Here is a 15,374-nt window from a genome sequence, read left to right as displayed (position 1 = left end):
GGCATCCCCATGGCCAGTATGCGCAATATCTTCCTTCTCTCCGGTGCGCAGGCCATAGCGGGATCCTCGCAGGGCATGGTGATGGCGGTCGGCGCGTTGGCCGGCGCTTACCTCGCGTTCGATCCCGCCTTTGCGACGCTGCCGACCACGGCGATGATCGTCGGCGTGGCCCTGATGGCCGGCCCTGCGGCCATCGCGCTACACCGGCTGGGCCGCACGCGCGGCTTCCTGCTGGGCGCGGGAATTGCCGGGTGTGGTGGCCTCCTGGCCGCTCTGGGCATCTATCTCCACAGTTTCCTTGTCTTTTCAGCCTCAATGATGCTGATCGGCGCGGCAGGAGCCTTCGGCCAGCAATACCGCTTCGCCGCCGCCGACAGCGTGCCTGAAGGCGCCAAGGCGCGCGCAGTGTCATGGGTGCTGTTCGGTGGCGTGCTCGCGGGCTTTCTGGGCCCGCGGCTGGCTTCCACGACCTCCGAGGCCATACCAGGCGCGCTCTATGCCGGCTCGTTTATCGCGCTAGCAGGTCTGTCTCTGGTGGCCATGCTGCTGCTCAGCTTCACGCGCCTGCCCAAGGGCGAGCCGAAGCGCCCGGTATCCGAGCAGGGGCGGCCACTCAAGGCGATGATCCGCACACCGGCGGTGTTCGTGCCGGTGTTGACGGGCATGGCGAGTTTTTCGCTCATGACGTTCGTGATGGTCGCGGCGCCGCTCGCCATGGTCCATATCTGCGGACACGCGCCGGCCGAGGCGGCCAACGCCATTCAGTGGCACATAGTAGCCATGTTCGCGCCGAGCTTTGTCACCGGCGAAATCGTCAAGCGGCTCGGCACGCATCTGACTGCGGCGATCGGCATGCTGCTGATTATCGGCAGTGTCGGCACCGCCCTGATGGGCATGTCCACGGTCCATTTCGATCTTGGGCTGGTGCTGCTTGGGGTTGGCTGGAATTTCGGCTTTATAAGCTCAACGGTGATGCTGACCAAGAGCTACCGGCCCGAAGAAGGAGCAAAGGTTCAAGCGCTCAACGAGCAGTTGGTGTTCGGCTCAAACGCGATAGGCTCGATAGGCGCCGGGCTGGCTCTGAACTTTTTCGGCTGGGAGGCGGTCAATCTGATCGCGCTGCCGATCGCTTTGGCGACCATCCTGCTTTTGGGCTGGGATGATCTGCGCACACGCCGCATCGGCAGGCAACAGGCTGTGATCGTTGAATAGGGCCGGGTGCGGTTCCGTCCCGATACTCGTGAGATCGGGACGGATCAAACGCTAGATGGACTGGAGCAGCGATTCCACGAAGTTGCGGTCTTCGCCGAAAGATCCGGTGCGGCGCTGCTCGATGGCAAAGGCCCGACCGTCCTCGAGCGAATAGAGCGCGCGGTCTGTAACGCGCTTGTCGGCGCCGAAATAGACGGCAAGCACTGTGCGTTCCTGAATGCTGGTCAGGCCGAACGCGGTCTGGGTCACTTTCGTTTCGACATAGTACCAAGCCGTTTCGCCACCGAAGGTGCTCGTGGTCTGGGGTGATCCCAGAACGATGCGGACGAAATCCTGACTCGAGCCGGGTCGAACCTGGGTTATGGCATCGTCGGGCAGCACGTAGCCCTGGGTGCGTTGGGAAATCAGGCCCGTTCCCGAGCAGGCCGACAGGGTCAGGCCAAGCGCGATTGCCGCGGCAATAGGGGACAGGCGGACAAGGGCGGGACGCAGGGTCATGGAATTGACTTTCCTCAGCTCTCTCGACTATAGCCTCGCGACAAATGCGCCAGGGATTTTGGTGTTGTTTAGCCGTCCAGGCCCGACTCTGGCAAGCGGCCAATCGAATTCCGGTAGCGATCGGCCGGCCTTTCTCGCTGTGAGACCCCAAGAATGATCCTGTCCTTGTTCCGCAAGACCAAGCTCTCCGAGCCCGTTTACGCCGTCTACAGTGCCATTGTGGCGCAATCCCGGCGCGAGATTTTCTACGCCGATTGGGGTGTCGCAGACACGATGACCGGGCGTTTCGACATGATTTCGCTCCACGCGGCCCTTGTTTTCCGGCGATTGCGGTCGAGCGAAAAGCAGAGCAAGGAATTTTCCCAGAACGTATTCGATTGTTTTTTTCACGATATGGACCGCTCGCTGCGTGAAATGGGGGTCGGGGACCTCTCGGTCGGCAAGCGCATTGAAAAAATGGGCAGTCTTTTTTACGGCATGCTCTCAAATCTCTCCTCGATTCTGGATGCAGGGGACAGGGCGCGGCTTATCGATTTCGTCTCCCGAAACTTTCATGCCGGTGCAACCCATCCGCAGGCCGAACGGTTTGCCGACTATATCCTGAAGTGCGACGAGACACTCGGGGCCCAACCTGTCGAGCAGATCATGGCCGGCAAAGTGACGTTTGGAGATCCCAAATGACGCAAAGACCTGACGAATTCGACCTTGACGCCAAGATTCGGGTCGACAAGATCCCGGCATCGGGCCGGGTAACCATCATAAAGCCTGATGCGGACCAGCGAGCCGTGTTGGCCGAACGGCTCAAGGTGAGCGAACTCACCGATTTTTCGGCCGAGGTCACGGCAACAAGATTTCGCGGCGGCATTCAGGCCAAAGGGACTGTCAGCGGAACGGTTGTTCAACCCTGCGTGGTGTCCGGCGATCCCGTGTCTCAAACGATCAATGAGCCGATCGATCGCGTCTTTCTGCCCGGTCATGATGCCGCGAGCGAAGCGACTGCGGGAGCGGAAATCTTTGTCAATCTCGAGGACGATGACCTGCCGGACTATTTCGAGGGCGACGAGATCGATCTGGCCGATCTGGTGCTGGAGGTCTTTGCCCTCGCCATAGATCTTTATCCGCGCAAACCCGGTGCGGAACTGACCGAGGATCAGATTGGCGACGATCCGGCCGAACTCTCGCCCTTCGCCGCGCTCAAGACGCTCAAGAAGGATTGACGGGCTTGCATGGCGGGCTCCATTGACTATGGTGAGCGCCGATTTTCGGGAACGTTTCAAGGCAGGCAATGACTGAAACCATAACGATCTCCGTCGACGCAATGGGCGGAGACAATGCGCCACGTGCCCCGATGCACGGCGCGAAATTGCTGCTCCGCGAGCATCCGGACGCGCGATTTATTTTTCACGGGCGCCAGGAGGTGCTGGCCCCCTTGCTCGAAGAATTTCCTGAACTCAAATCCGTCTCCCAGATCCGGCACAGCGAAAACGTCATCACCATGGATGACAAGCCCAGCCAGGCCTTGCGCAAGGGCAGGGGCACTTCCTCGATGTGGGCGGCGATTCAGTCGGTTAAGGACGGCGAGGCCGATGTAGCGATCTCAGGCGGCAACACCGGCGCTCTGATGGCCATGGCGACCTTTTGCCTGCGCACCATGGAGGGTATTTCCCGCCCTGCCATTTCGGCGATCTGGCCGACCTTGCGGTCCGATATCGTTGTGCTCGATGTCGGAGCGACCATTGGCGCGGACGCCCAACAGCTTGTCGATTTTTCGATCCTTGGCGCCGCTCTGGCCCGTGCGCTGTTTGATATCGAAAGCCCGACCATCGGATTGCTCAATGTCGGGGTCGAGGAAGCCAAGGGTAATGAATGGGTCAAGGACGCCGGCAAGATCCTTGCTGAAACCTCGGGCGCCGGGTTCACCTACAAGGGGTTTGTCGAAGGGGACGATCTGGGCAAGGGCACCGTCGATGTCGTGGTCACCGAGGGGTTCACCGGCAACATAGCGCTCAAGACGGCGGAGGGCACGGCCCGGCAGGTGGGAACCTATCTGCGCAACGCCATGACCTCTTCGCTGATGAGCAAGATCGGAGCGGTGTTCGCTCGCGGGGCCTTGAACGCCGTCCGCTCCAAGCTCGATCCGCGCACCGTCAACGGTGGCGTCTTTCTTGGCCTCAATGGTGTCGTTATCAAGAGCCATGGTGGCACCGATGAGATCGGCTACAAGAGCGCCCTCGGTGTCGCCTATGAAATGGCGCGCAATGATCTCCTCGCAAAGATCGGGGAAGGCATGAAACGCTTCCCTGCGCTGGCTGTGCCGGCGGAACCGTCCAATCTGGAGGCACCTTCCGCGTGACCAAAATCCAATCTGTTGTGCGTGGCGTTGGTGGCTATCTGCCCGAACGCGTTATGACCAATGACGACCTGGCCAAGATCGTCGATACCTCGGACGAGTGGATCGTTCAGCGTACCGGTATCCGGCAGCGCCATATCGCCGCGGAAGGCGAGTACACCTCTGATCTTGCGCTGGTTGCTGCGCAACGCGCGCTTGAAAGTGCAGGGATGGATGCGAGCGAGATCGATCTCATCATCGTGGGAACCACGACCCCCGACCGCACCTTTCCGGCAACGGCTGCCATCCTGCAGCAGAAACTCGGCATCACCAAAGGTTCGGCCTTCGACGTGCAGGCTGTGTGCTCGGGTTTCGTGTTCGGCGTGGCAACGGCTGACAGCTACCTCAAGACCGGCATGGCCAAACGGGCGCTGGTCATCGGCGCCGAAACCGCCTCGCGCATCCTCGACTGGAACGACAGGACCACATGCGTGCTGTTTGGTGACGGGGCGGGGGCCATAATCCTGGAAGCCCAGGAGGTCGCCGACGACGCGCCCGAGAAGGGCGTGCTGGTTTCGAGCCTGCGCACCGATGGCAGCCATTGGGACAAGCTCTTTGTCGATGGTGGCGTCTCGACCACCCAATCGATCGGTCATCTGCGCATGGAAGGTCGCGAGGTGTTCAAGCACGCCGTTGGCATGATCTCCGATGTTGTCGAAGAGGTGCTGGCCAAGACCGGCAAGACGACCGAAGAACTCGACTGGTTCGTTCCCCATCAGGCCAACAAGCGCATCATAGACGGTGCGGGCCGGAAGCTGGGTATTCCCGAGGCCAAGACCATCGTTACCGTGGATCGGCACGCCAATACTTCGGCGGCGTCGGTTCCATTGGCGCTCTGGGTGGCGAGCGAGGACGGACGAATCAAGAAGGACGATCTCGTGATGATCGAGGCGATGGGTGGTGGGTTCACCTGGGGGGCCGCGCTCATTGTGTGGTAGGCGTTGACCCCGAACTGTTTTGGGCGTTAAGTGGTTGAAATCTTGGGGGCTGTTGCGGGTCTCAATGAGATTGAGGGGAACACCATGTCGGGAAAAACCGTGACTCGTGCCGATCTGGCCGAGTCAGTCTATCAGTCCGTCGGCTTGTCGCGCACCGAATCGGCGGAACTCGTTGAACGCGTTCTTCAGATCGTCAGCGACGCTCTGGCGTCGGGCGACAACGTGAAATTGTCGTCTTTCGGCTCGTTTCAGGTGCGCTCCAAAAACGAGCGAATTGGCCGGAATCCCAAGACTGGAGAGGAGGTTCCTATCCTGCCGCGACAGGTTCTTGTGTTCAAACCATCCAACGTATTGAAATCCAAGATCAACAAATCTATGGTTCGATCTGGAAAATAACAACTTTTACCGGGGCACTTGCGTTGGACAAATCGCCAGACGCCTTCCGGACGATATCCGAAGCGGCAGACGAACTCGATCTACCACAGCATGTGCTGCGTTTCTGGGAAACGCGGTTCACGCAGATCAAGCCACTCAAGCGTGGCGGCGGGCGGCGATATTATCGCCCCGATGACGTTCAGTTGCTCAAGGGTATCCGTCACCTCCTCTACGATCAGGGTTTCACTATCAAGGGCGTGCAGCGCATCCTCAAGGAGCAGGGCGCCAAACATGTCGTGGCCATTGGCGAAACCGGATCCATCCGCCCAATAGCACCCCAGCCGCATGTCGAGGCAGCCGAAGCTGTCGACGCTGTAGAGTTTGTCGAACTCGGCGCGCACCATACGCTGGCGGCGCCCAAGACACATGGCGAGTCGCATCCCCCCGTATCAACAGGACTTTCCGCCGAGCAGCGCCAGACACTATCATCGGCCCTGGAGACGCTCGAGCAATGCCGCGACCTGCTGGACAAGGCGCGCACCTAGCCATCAGCGTTTTAACCTGATTGTAACGATCAACTATATTGACGCAAGCTATCGTGCTGGCTAATAACCTGATGTTGATGGTCATCTTTTGGCCGCGCATCCGACCTTTAGCCAATGATTGGATTGTGATCGTGAACTCTTCAAACTATCTTCGGACCGCGACTGCGGTACTCGCCCTAGCAGCTTCGCTCGCCCTCACCGCTGGAGCGTCTGCGCAGGAAATCACTGCCGAACACGCGCAGGGCGAAACCGTCCTGCCTAGCGTACCCGAAAAGATCTTCTCGTTTGATCTCGGGACCATCGACACACTTAATGCCATCGGTGTTGAGGTTGACGGTGTGCCCGATGCCAGCTTCCCCGAGCATCTGAGCCAGTACCGTGACGCCCTCAAGATCGGTTCGCTTTTTGAGCCCGATTATGAACTGGTCAATGCCGAGCAGCCCGATGTGATTTTCGTGGCCGGCCGCTCCTCATCGGTCTATCCGCAGCTTTCCGAGATTGCGCCCACGCTCGATCTGTCGGTCGACTGGACCGATTTCCCGGCCACCATCAAACAGCGCTCCGAAACGCTCGGGGAAATCTTCGGCAAGCAGGCCGAAGTGGCTGAACTGATCGCCGGGATCGACGCCAACATTGCAGCCGTGCAGGAAATCGCGCCCACCGCAGGCAACGCCCTGTTCATCAGCATCAGCGGTGGCCGGATTTCGGCCTTTGGGCCGGGTTCGCGCTTTGGTTGGGTCCACGATGATCTGGGCATTGTGCCGGTGATCGAGGATGTTGAAGAGGCTACCCACGGCGAAGCGGTTTCGTTCGAGTTCCTGCTCGAAACCGATCCTGACTGGCTCTTTGTCCTCGACCGCGATGCCGCCGTCGGCACTGCCGAGGGCGCCCAGCCGGCCCAGCAGGTGCTCGATAACGATCTCGTGCACCAGATGAAGGCCTGGCAGAATGACCAGGTGGTCTATGTCAATCCGGTGAACTTCTACATCGTCAATGGCGGGCTTTTTACGCTCAACGAGATGATCGTCGAAGTCGGCTCGGCCATCGGCGCCGACGTCCAATAACAGCAATAATCCGCTGAACCGATCGGCGCACACCCCATCTCTCGGGATGTGCGCCGCATCATATCGGAGATGACAACCCCGGTGACCCGCCTTCTTATTGCTGCAGCTTTCGTGCTGGCCCTTGCCGTTGTCAGTCTGTTCATCGGCGTTTCCAACGTTTCGCTCGCGACCCTGGTCTCGGGAAGCGAGGATGGCCGCGACCTGATGATCCTGCTTGTGAGCCGTATTCCACGTACCCTGGCGCTCATCCTTTCCGGGATGGGGCTGGCCATCGCCGGCATGATCATGCAGATGCTGGCGCGTAACCGGTTCGTGGAACCCTCCACGGCCGGGACGACGGAATCCGCCGGGTTGGGCATGCTGGTCGTACTGCTGTTCTTCCCTGACATCCCCCTGATCGGCAAAATGCTTGTGGCGGCAGTCTTTGCACTGGCCGGAACGGCGCTTTTTCTGCGCATCCTGCGTGAAATCCCCTTGCGCTCGGTGCTGCTGGTTCCGCTTGTCGGCATCATGCTGGGGGGCATCATCTCCTCGATCACCACGTTTTTCGCCTACCGGTTCGAGCTGCTGCAATCGTTGGGCAACTGGCAGTCAGGAGATTTCTCGACGGTGCTGAGCGGACGATATGAACTGCTCTGGATTGCCGCGGCGCTAACGCTGGTCGCGTGGCTGGCAGCGGACCGGTTTACGGTGGCGGGAATGGGAGAGGAGTTCACCACAAATCTCGGCCTGAACCACCGCAGCGTGATGACACTGGGGCTCATCATAGTCTCATTGGTCAGCGCGACCGTCGTCGTGACCGTCGGCGCTGTTCCGTTCCTTGGCCTGATCGTACCCAATGTCGTCTCAATGCTAATGGGAGACAATCTGCGACGATCAATTCCCTGGATTGCGGTATTCGGCGCAGGTTTCGTTCTGGCCTGCGACATCGTGGGGCGCGTCGTCCGCTATCCATACGAAATTCCGATTGGAACGGTCGTGGGCATCGTGGGCAGCGCCATCTTTCTCTACATTCTGCTGCGTCGCGAGGCCCGTTATGGCTGATGTCATCATGATGGCGCGCCGCCGCATTCGGCCCTGGCAGGTGCTGGCCGGATTGGGTGCGCTGGCTCTCATCTGCATTGTCCTTTTCATGACCCTTGGCGCTCGGGGAAGCTGGAGTTTCATCATCCCGTTCCGGGGCACCAAGGTGCTGCAGATGATCCTCGTGGGCTACGCCATAGCGGTATCGACGGTGCTTTTTCAGACTGTGACGCACAACCGCATCCTCACCCCCTCGATCATGGGGTTCGATGCGATGTATGTGCTGATCCAGACAACGTTGGTGTTTTCGGTGGGAGGGCTGGCAACGGCGATGATCAATCCCATGACCATGTTCTTCATGGAAACCGGGGTGATGATCGCATTCGCGCTGCTTCTGTTCCGTTGGCTGTTTACCGGGGCCCAGCGCAGTCTGCACCTTCTGGTGCTGGTCGGGATCATTATCGGGACGTTCTTTCGCTCGTTCTCCAACTTCATGCAGCGCATCATCGATCCCAACGAATTTGCCATACTTCAGGACCGGTTCTTCGCCAGCTTTAATTCCGTCAATTCCGATCTGCTGCTCATTTCAACAGTGATAATAGGCATTGTTTCTGTTATCGCCTGGCGCATCAATCACACATTCGACGTGCTCTCGCTCGGACGCGACAACGCCATCAATCTTGGCGTTGACTACAAACGCACGGTTTCAATCATTCTGGTGCTGGTCGCAGTGCTCGTTTCTGTATCTACGGCGCTGGTCGGGCCCGTGACCTTCTTTGGCCTGCTGGTGGCCAATCTGGCCTATGTCATGATCGGCAACGCCAAACATCGATATGTGCTGCCGGCGGCGGTTCTGCTGGCGGTCATTTGCCTGGTGGGCGGGCAGATGGTTGTCGAGCGCCTCTTCTCGTTCAACACAGCGCTTTCGATCATCGTCGAGTTCCTGGGCGGTATCGTCTTCATTATCCTCATTCTGCGTGGAGCGGCCCGATGATCATCGCATCCGGCATCAAGAAATATTATGGTGAAACCGCCGTTGTCGACGACGTGTCACTCGAGTTGCCGTCGCGCGGCATCACTTCGATTATCGGGCCCAACGGGGCCGGGAAATCTACGATGCTATCCATCGTTTCCCGCCTGCTTGGCATGGATGCGGGCTCGGTGACAGTCGACGGACTCGACGTCTCCACAACGCCTAGCGACGTTCTTGCCCGGCGACTGTCGATCCTGCGGCAGGACAATCATATGACGGCACGCCTGACGGTTGCCGATCTAGTGGCCTTCGGGCGCTATCCCTATTCCAAGGGAAGGCTGACGATCGAGGACAAGTTCCATATCGATCAGTCCATCGCTTACCTTAACCTCGACGATCTCAGGGATCGGTTTCTCGACGAGCTTTCAGGCGGCCAGCGCCAGCGGGCATTCGTTGCCATGGTGCTGTGTCAGAATACCGGTTACGTCCTGCTCGACGAGCCGCTCAACAATCTCGACATGAAGCACGCTATGGGAATGATGAAGCTCATGCAGCGCGCCTGCCAAGAGTTGGGCAAGACGGTCGTTCTGGTCCTGCACGACATCAATTTCGCGTCTTGGTATTCCGACTATATCATCGCCATGAAAAATGGGCGGGTGATCCGCCACGGCTCGCGCGACGAAATCATCACGCCTGAGGCCCTCAAGGACATCTACGACATGGATATCAACGTCCATCAGATCGGCGGACACCGGGTGTCCTTGTTTTATGATTGAGCCTTACCGGTCGATAGTGCCGGTAAGGAGATAGCGTTCGGCCATCTCCGCTGTGCCGGCGGCGAAAGTCGCATGCAGGCTCTGCGCCAGATCGGTCTCCGCATGTGATCCTGTCCACGCCAACAGCGCCATGCGGCGCAGCATGACCATGGCGTCGAGCATGGCCTCGTGCTCCGGCCCATAGGCACGGTATTCGCAGTACCCCTCGAGCCACGCTGCACGCAGGTCAGGGACGGTTTCACTGTCCTCGAAAAAGGAGACTGCCGCGCCGAAATCATAGCCGAACCAGCAAAAGCCGCAGTCGTCGAAATCGATGAGCCGCGTCACGCCGTCCGACACCAGCAGGTTGGCGAGGCGCATATCGGCATGGATGAGCCCGAACCGGTCCTTGCCCATGCCATAGGTGCCCAGTTGGGCCCGCAGATGTGTGTCGAGGCGATCCAGCGTTGATCGTACAGGACCGGTGACTCCAGGCGCTGCCCGCCAATCGCCCCAGATGGCGTCTGGATCGAGGATCGCGCCCTCGGTCCAGACCTGTCGCTCAAATGGCTGCGGCGGTTTCCAGTCGATGACGTGCGAATGACATTGGGCCGCAAGCGCGCCGAGTTGCCGAAAGACCGGTGTAAGGTCGTCAAACACCTGGGGTTCCACCCCCTCTTCGAAAGCGAAGGCGACCATATACCGTGTTTCGTTGAGGAACAGCGCTTCCTGAACCAGCACGCCGTCTTTACCGGCCAGCGGTCTCGGCGTGAAAAGCCCGGTGTCACGCCGCAAAGCCTGCATCCAGGCCAGTTCACTCTCGATGGCCAGACGAGAATGATAGCCGGGTCGATGAACGCGAAGGATCGCCTTGCCGCCATCGGGGCTATCGATACGGAAGGTGTGATTCTCCGAAAGATTGATAAGCGTCGCAGCGCCCCGTTCAAAACCCGGCCAAAGCAAAAGGGCTTCGGAGAGCCCCTTCCAATTGTCAGTCATTTCTATCCCCTTGCAGGCCGTCTTATCGAACAACGCCGGGGAGTATGTCCATGGAAGAATGTGAAAAAGCCCGGCATGGCGGATGCCTGCCGGGCCTTTTTCCAGGTCAGTGCGACCAGGTGGTATAGCCGATCGCCAAAGAGGAGGGCGCTATGCCATTGATGCGGAACTGGCTGATACGCCCTTCACCGGTCTTGGCGCATATGTAGGTTCCCACCGAAACGGCTTCGAGCGGTACGGGATCGGCGCTGAAGGTTTCAGTAAAGCAGCCGACGAAGCCGCGATTGCTGCCATCGCCCAAAGCAAGGCTGGCGCCATTGACCGGGGTAATGAACCGGCTCGAGGGCGTGACCGCCCGGAACCAGATGTCGGTTCCCGATCCGCCGACTGCGCCATTGTCCAGGTTTGCCCGGAAGGTTTGCGGCAGATCGATCGGTCCTGTCGAATAGGTAGAGAACGATGGAATCGGTGTCGGCAGGGGTACCGGCAGCGGCAGCGGAAGGGGTAGAAGCCCTGTGTAGACCCGCAGCGAAGAGGCCTGATTGGCAATGGCTGGCTCGAGAATTGGCGAGTCGACCGTCACGTTGACGCACGAACCGGTCAGATTGACGTTTGTGCATAGCCGGGCTTTTGCTGCGCCGAACAACCGGACCGATGATATTTCGTCATTGAAGGTCGCGTTCAGCGTATTGCGGGTACCAACACCATAGCAGAATTCGTCGCCGCCATAATTGATGCCCGTGTAAAAGCAGGCTTCATCGCCAGTCGGGGGCGGTGGCGTCGGGGCAGGCGGTGTGGGCGTCGGAGCGGGTGCGCCGCCGCAATTGATCGAAAAATCGGGGCCAGAGGGGCCGATAGTAATTCCGAAGCTGCAATCGGGGCTTGGTGGTGTCGGGGGTGGGGAAACGGGTGCCAGATAGCTGCCGCTGACCCAACCATTGGGTCCTGAGTGGGTAATATGGCACCAGCCGCTGGGGACACATTCGGTAACGTCCACAACCTCGCCGGGCGAGAGCGTATCAAGGACGCCAAAGCTGGTGCCGGGGCCGGAGCGAACATTGAGTGTGGTAGTGGACGCCGCTGGCGCGGCCAATACTGCAGTCGCCGACGAAACAATACCCGCCAGTCCGATTGCCGCTGAGATAATCGTCTTGAAAGTCGTCACGGTAGCCTCCTGAGTGTGGTGAACGCCACGTTGGCGCCACATTCCACATCGGTATCGCTTGACGGCTGAACGCCTTCTGAACCGCCTTGTTAGAGGGCTTTCAGGAATGTTGGCCTCGGCCCCCCGGGCCAAGGCACACTGAAATGGTACAGGCGGGATACCAAGTTTGCCACATATATGGCCAAGCGCGCAGCAAAAAAGGGCCCGCGCATTCTCTGCGCAGGCCCTTTGAAAAAATGGTCGGAGCGGCCGGATTTGAACCGACGACCCTTTGTCCCCCAGACAAATGCGCTACCAGGCTGCGCTACGCCCCGATTGGCCTTTCACCTATATAATAGCGCTCCTTAGCGCAAGGGGTACGATGGCCAAAAAACGGTTATGTGGAACGCGTTTCCACCTGCGCCGTTTCTTCTCAATTCAAACAGGGGATTTTTTATGCCGATACTTTTGATCGTGCTGGTGGCCATTCTGATCGGCACCGTGGGCTTTTGGGATTCGCTGGGAGCGCTGCTCGGCGCAGTCGTCGTTTTGGGCCTGTTCTGGCTATTGGTGGCCATAACCGGAATTCTTGCCGTGCTGTGGCTGGTCCGAAAGATATTTTAAGGCAGTTGGCGCTCTCGCCGTTCAGTGTGAGGCGCCGCAGCGCAAATACCCCACACCAGTCCTGTTACCAGGAACCAGTGTCTCCAGTGATCGGTATCGATGATTCCCGATAGGGCGATCATCGGCACAAACGTGGCAAACACCGGAATCAGGAGTGGGCGGTGGGCGCGATGGACCAGTGCCTTGCTGCCGGCCACCAGGGTCGATCCGACAAGAAGGTAATAGATGATTGCGCCGCCCCAGCCATACGTCAAAGCGACATTGAGATAAGTGTTGTGCGGCTGCTCGGTGATGCGCAGAAATCCGTATTCCAGCGGACCTATACCCCAGGGATGGGTCAGGACCACATCGATCGTGTACCAGATGCGCCCGAAACGGCCCAACTCGCCGGTGTCATAACTCTGGGTAAGGGAAAATCGCTGGGCGAAAAGCTCAGAGACCACCGGGATCGACAGGAGCACCGCCATGGCGGCGGCCAACATCATCAGCCCGCCGATGGCGATCAACAGCAGGCGCACTTTTTCCCGCGCCGACGCCTCAAGGAAAAACACCATGGCGAAGGTCAGAAGGGAAGAAGCGGCCAGATGGCCCCATGCGCCGCGCGAAAAGCTCACGAAAACGCCCACAAAGATGACGAGATAAGCAGCGCCGTTCCAAAGGGAGGAGCGCCCGCTTGTTAGCAGTACTCGCTGCAAAACAAACATCGCTGGAAGAATGAGGAAGGGGCCATAAACGTTGGGGTCGTTAAAAAACGCCTTGGCACGACCAAACCGCAGGAACACATCCTCACCCGGCAAAAAGCCCATATAGGCCAAAGTTCCGACAACGGACGCGATCAGCGCAATGGCAACATAGGCCTTGGCGATCAGTCGCATATTGGTATGGGGCGCCTGAGCCACAAAGTTGGCGACGAAATAGCTTGTGATCAGTAGAAAGATCGTAACGAGATTGAAGATCAATCCATCAAGCACGCCCTGGTAGACCATGAAAAATGGCGAGATCAGAGCAAACGGCGCAAAAGCAACGACTATGAACAGCAGGGGCAATGTCTGGCGCCGTAGCTGCAGCCCGCCGGCCAGCGCTACGGCAAAGGCAAGCAGAAACATCACCTCATAGGGTGATGGTTCGACGATCACGAACCCTCCTGAAAAAATCCATATGCCGACGATCAGCCCCAGCGCCTTTCTGGCGCTCGCGCCGAGCCACGCCCGGCCACGCTCGGACTGCGCAAGCGCGGTTGGAGCGGGCAGGGCGAGGGTCAAAACGCGTTCTCGTTCTTGGTGAACAGAGAAATTGGTGTCATCACAAGGATGTAGAGGTCGAGCAGGATGGACCAGTTCTCGATGTAATAAAGGTCGTGATCGACGCGGGCCATCAGCTTGTCGACCGTATCGGTTTCGCCGCGCCAACCGTTGATTTGCGCCCACCCGGTGATGCCGGGCTTAACCTTGTGTCGCGCAAAATAGCCATGGACTGCATCGTGATAAAGCCGGTTGGCGGCTTTCGCCTCCAGCGCATGGGGGCGCGGGCCCACGATGGAAAGCTCTCCCTTGAGGACGTTGAAGAGCTGCGGCAGTTCGTCGATGGACGTCTTGCGAATTATCCGTCCGACCGGGGTAACGCGCGGATCGTTGCGTGTGACGAGCGTTGACGCTTTGGCGTCGCTCATGTCGGTGTACATTGACCGGAATTTATAGACTGCGATCAACTCGTTATTGAAGCCGTGACGGTTCTGTTTGAAAAGAACCGGCCCCTTGCTCGTCGCTTTGACAGCGATGGCCGTCCCGATCATCACGGGCGAGAGCACGACGAGCGCGAACAGCGCGACGAGCTTGTCAAACACCCATTTGAAAACAAGATTCCAGTCCGAAATCGGCCGGTCGGCCATCTCGAAGACCGGGAGATCGCCGACATAGGAATAGGTCTTGTCGGTAAAGCGCAGCTTGCTCATATGGGCGCTGAGCCGGATATCGACCGGGAGCACCCACAGTTGGCCCAGCATTTCGAGCAGGCGGGATTCGGCCGACAGAGGCATCGAAACGATGACCAGATCGATGCGGGCGCGGCGCGCGAACTCAACAAGATCGGCAACCTTGCCGAGCTTTTTTACCCCGGCGACCGCCTCGGGAGAGCGTTCGTCATAGCGGTCGTCGAACAGACCTATGAGGTCGATATCGCTGGTCGCGCTTTTTTCGATTGCCCCGATAAGAGCTTCGGCCGCGGGGCCTCCGCCGACGATCACAGTGCGCCGCCGCAGGCGGCCCTTGGTGGACCAGTCAAGGACCAGCGCCCGTAGTGTCAGGCGATAGAAGACCAGCGCGACCCCGCCCGATAATGCCCAACTGCCAAGCCAGATTCGCGAAACCAGATCGCCCGCCTTGAAGGCGAAAAGGCCGGCGACGACAAGCAGGAAGACACCAGTCCAGCCCCCCAAAACACGCAGGATTTGCTTGAAAAGCGTCCTGTAGGCCGCAATGCGGTGGGTGCGGGCAACGTTGAAGGCGATGTTTGCCGCTGCCACGATGCCGAGCGAAAGCGGCACATAAAGCACCGGATCGATCCCGCCGAGATAAAACAGATAAATACCCAATCCGAGCGTCAAAAGCAGCACGGCTTCGATCAGCTGAGCACAGCCGGAGACCAGTTTATGCGAAAGCGTTGGCGAGACGGGGGCCTGCACGGCCGCCTCCGCATCCGCGCCAAGCGTCCCCATGGTTCCGGTGCTCGCGGATATGTGGCTGAGTACGGCTTCTTTGGGATCGACCCTGAACACGGGTTGGCCTCGCACTGATTGTCATGAATTCGTGCGCGGGACTATGAGGTGCCGATGGTGAA

Annotated in this window: 17 protein-coding genes and 1 tRNA gene; 12 read left to right on the top strand and 6 right to left on the bottom strand. The window is 59.2% G+C overall.

Going from position 1 to position 15,374, the window contains the following annotated elements:
* Window positions 1–9: 9 nt before the first annotated feature.
* Window positions 10–1,212, top strand: a complete 1,203-nt coding sequence (locus tag OF122_RS11790; protein ID WP_264224435.1) for an MFS transporter — start codon at window positions 10–12, stop codon at window positions 1,210–1,212.
* 51 nt (window positions 1,213–1,263) lie between these two features.
* Here OF122_RS11790 and OF122_RS11785 read toward each other — a convergent pair whose 3' ends face one another.
* Entirely contained in the window at window positions 1,264–1,710 is a 447-nt protein-coding gene (locus tag OF122_RS11785) for an outer membrane protein assembly factor BamE (protein WP_264224434.1), read from the bottom strand.
* Window positions 1,711–1,863: 153 nt separating this feature from the next.
* Between OF122_RS11785 and OF122_RS11780 the strand changes: the two genes are divergently transcribed.
* From OF122_RS11780 to OF122_RS11735, 10 genes are all read left to right on the top strand, one after another.
* Complete coding sequence (locus OF122_RS11780; RefSeq protein WP_264224433.1) at window positions 1,864–2,391, top strand: ubiquinol-cytochrome C chaperone family protein; 528 nt, start codon at window positions 1,864–1,866, stop codon at window positions 2,389–2,391.
* Window positions 2,388–2,927, top strand: a complete 540-nt coding sequence (locus OF122_RS11775; protein WP_264224432.1) for a YceD family protein — start codon at window positions 2,388–2,390, stop codon at window positions 2,925–2,927. The genes OF122_RS11780 and OF122_RS11775 overlap by 4 nt, the downstream gene beginning before the upstream one ends.
* A 68-nt stretch (window positions 2,928–2,995) precedes the next feature.
* Entirely contained in the window at window positions 2,996–4,063 is a 1,068-nt protein-coding gene (gene plsX, locus OF122_RS11770; RefSeq protein WP_264224431.1) for a phosphate acyltransferase PlsX, read from the top strand.
* Complete coding sequence (locus OF122_RS11765) at window positions 4,060–5,037, top strand: beta-ketoacyl-ACP synthase III (protein ID WP_319019363.1); 978 nt, start codon at window positions 4,060–4,062, stop codon at window positions 5,035–5,037. The genes plsX and OF122_RS11765 overlap by 4 nt, the downstream gene beginning before the upstream one ends.
* An 84-nt stretch (window positions 5,038–5,121) precedes the next feature.
* Window positions 5,122–5,433 (top strand): integration host factor subunit alpha, encoded by a 312-nt coding sequence (locus OF122_RS11760; protein ID WP_014130317.1) that lies wholly within the window; start codon window positions 5,122–5,124, stop codon window positions 5,431–5,433.
* Between the two features lie 23 nt (window positions 5,434–5,456).
* Window positions 5,457–5,957: a MerR family transcriptional regulator gene (locus OF122_RS11755; protein WP_264224430.1), complete on the top strand. Its 501-nt coding sequence runs from the start codon at window positions 5,457–5,459 to the stop codon at window positions 5,955–5,957.
* A gap of 125 nt (window positions 5,958–6,082) precedes the next feature.
* Window positions 6,083–7,021: a siderophore ABC transporter substrate-binding protein gene (locus OF122_RS11750; RefSeq protein WP_456299647.1), complete on the top strand. Its 939-nt coding sequence runs from the start codon at window positions 6,083–6,085 to the stop codon at window positions 7,019–7,021.
* 69 nt (window positions 7,022–7,090) lie between these two features.
* Window positions 7,091–8,065, top strand: coding sequence for an ABC transporter permease (locus OF122_RS11745; protein WP_264224428.1), 975 nt, complete (start codon window positions 7,091–7,093; stop codon window positions 8,063–8,065).
* Window positions 8,058–9,038 (top strand): iron chelate uptake ABC transporter family permease subunit, encoded by a 981-nt coding sequence (locus OF122_RS11740; RefSeq protein WP_264224427.1) that lies wholly within the window; start codon window positions 8,058–8,060, stop codon window positions 9,036–9,038. Before OF122_RS11745 ends, OF122_RS11740 begins: the two co-directional genes overlap by 8 nt.
* Window positions 9,035–9,793, top strand: a complete 759-nt coding sequence (locus tag OF122_RS11735) for an iron ABC transporter ATP-binding protein (RefSeq protein ID WP_264224426.1) — start codon at window positions 9,035–9,037, stop codon at window positions 9,791–9,793. The genes OF122_RS11740 and OF122_RS11735 overlap by 4 nt, the downstream gene beginning before the upstream one ends.
* Window positions 9,794–9,796: 3 nt before the next feature.
* Here OF122_RS11735 and OF122_RS11730 read toward each other — a convergent pair whose 3' ends face one another.
* The 3 genes from OF122_RS11730 to OF122_RS11720 form a co-directional block, all read right to left on the bottom strand.
* Window positions 9,797–10,771, bottom strand: coding sequence for a phosphotransferase enzyme family protein (locus tag OF122_RS11730; RefSeq protein ID WP_264224425.1), 975 nt, complete (start codon window positions 10,769–10,771; stop codon window positions 9,797–9,799).
* Between the two features lie 106 nt (window positions 10,772–10,877).
* Window positions 10,878–11,936, bottom strand: coding sequence for an SH3 domain-containing protein (locus tag OF122_RS11725; RefSeq protein WP_264224424.1), 1,059 nt, complete (start codon window positions 11,934–11,936; stop codon window positions 10,878–10,880).
* 237 nt (window positions 11,937–12,173) lie between these two features.
* A tRNA-Pro gene (locus OF122_RS11720) sits at window positions 12,174–12,250 on the bottom strand.
* 121 nt (window positions 12,251–12,371) lie between these two features.
* Between OF122_RS11720 and OF122_RS11715 the strand changes: the two genes are divergently transcribed.
* A complete protein-coding gene (locus OF122_RS11715) occupies window positions 12,372–12,539 on the top strand; it encodes a hypothetical protein (RefSeq protein ID WP_264224423.1) in 168 nt (55 codons plus the stop codon).
* Here the strand turns inward: OF122_RS11715 and OF122_RS11710 are convergent.
* Window positions 12,536–13,801 (bottom strand): O-antigen ligase family protein, encoded by a 1,266-nt coding sequence (locus OF122_RS11710; RefSeq protein ID WP_264224422.1) that lies wholly within the window; start codon window positions 13,799–13,801, stop codon window positions 12,536–12,538. The genes OF122_RS11715 and OF122_RS11710 overlap by 4 nt on opposite strands.
* Window positions 13,798–15,312: an undecaprenyl-phosphate glucose phosphotransferase gene (locus OF122_RS11705; protein ID WP_264224421.1), complete on the bottom strand. Its 1,515-nt coding sequence runs from the start codon at window positions 15,310–15,312 to the stop codon at window positions 13,798–13,800. Before OF122_RS11705 ends, OF122_RS11710 begins: the two co-directional genes overlap by 4 nt.
* Window positions 15,313–15,374 lie beyond the last annotated feature (62 nt).

The sequence above is a fragment of the Pelagibacterium flavum genome, assembly GCF_025854335.1.
Taxonomy (GTDB): domain Bacteria; phylum Pseudomonadota; class Alphaproteobacteria; order Rhizobiales; family Devosiaceae; genus Pelagibacterium; species Pelagibacterium flavum.
The sequence above is the reverse complement of the archived record's forward strand: the minus strand, read 5'-3'. Positions and strand labels throughout refer to the sequence as shown.

Bases quoted from the DNA above. Each gene is read 5' to 3' on its own strand.
- OF122_RS11745 (WP_264224428.1), top strand. From the start codon at position 7,091: ATGACAACCCCGGTGACCCGCCTTCTTATTGCTGCAGCTTTCGTGCTG.
- OF122_RS11730 (WP_264224425.1), bottom strand. From the start codon at position 10,771: ATGACTGACAATTGGAAGGGGCTCTCCGAAGCCCTTTTGCTTTGGCCG.
- OF122_RS11760 (WP_014130317.1), top strand. From the start codon at position 5,122: ATGTCGGGAAAAACCGTGACTCGTGCCGATCTGGCCGAGTCAGTCTAT.
- OF122_RS11775 (WP_264224432.1), top strand. From the start codon at position 2,388: ATGACGCAAAGACCTGACGAATTCGACCTTGACGCCAAGATTCGGGTC.
- OF122_RS11715 (WP_264224423.1), top strand. From the start codon at position 12,372: ATGCCGATACTTTTGATCGTGCTGGTGGCCATTCTGATCGGCACCGTG.
- OF122_RS11790 (WP_264224435.1), top strand. From the start codon at position 10: ATGGCCAGTATGCGCAATATCTTCCTTCTCTCCGGTGCGCAGGCCATA.
- plsX (WP_264224431.1), top strand. From the start codon at position 2,996: ATGACTGAAACCATAACGATCTCCGTCGACGCAATGGGCGGAGACAAT.
- OF122_RS11785 (WP_264224434.1), bottom strand. From the start codon at position 1,710: ATGACCCTGCGTCCCGCCCTTGTCCGCCTGTCCCCTATTGCCGCGGCA.
- OF122_RS11735 (WP_264224426.1), top strand. From the start codon at position 9,035: ATGATCATCGCATCCGGCATCAAGAAATATTATGGTGAAACCGCCGTT.
- OF122_RS11780 (WP_264224433.1), top strand. From the start codon at position 1,864: ATGATCCTGTCCTTGTTCCGCAAGACCAAGCTCTCCGAGCCCGTTTAC.
- OF122_RS11740 (WP_264224427.1), top strand. From the start codon at position 8,058: ATGGCTGATGTCATCATGATGGCGCGCCGCCGCATTCGGCCCTGGCAG.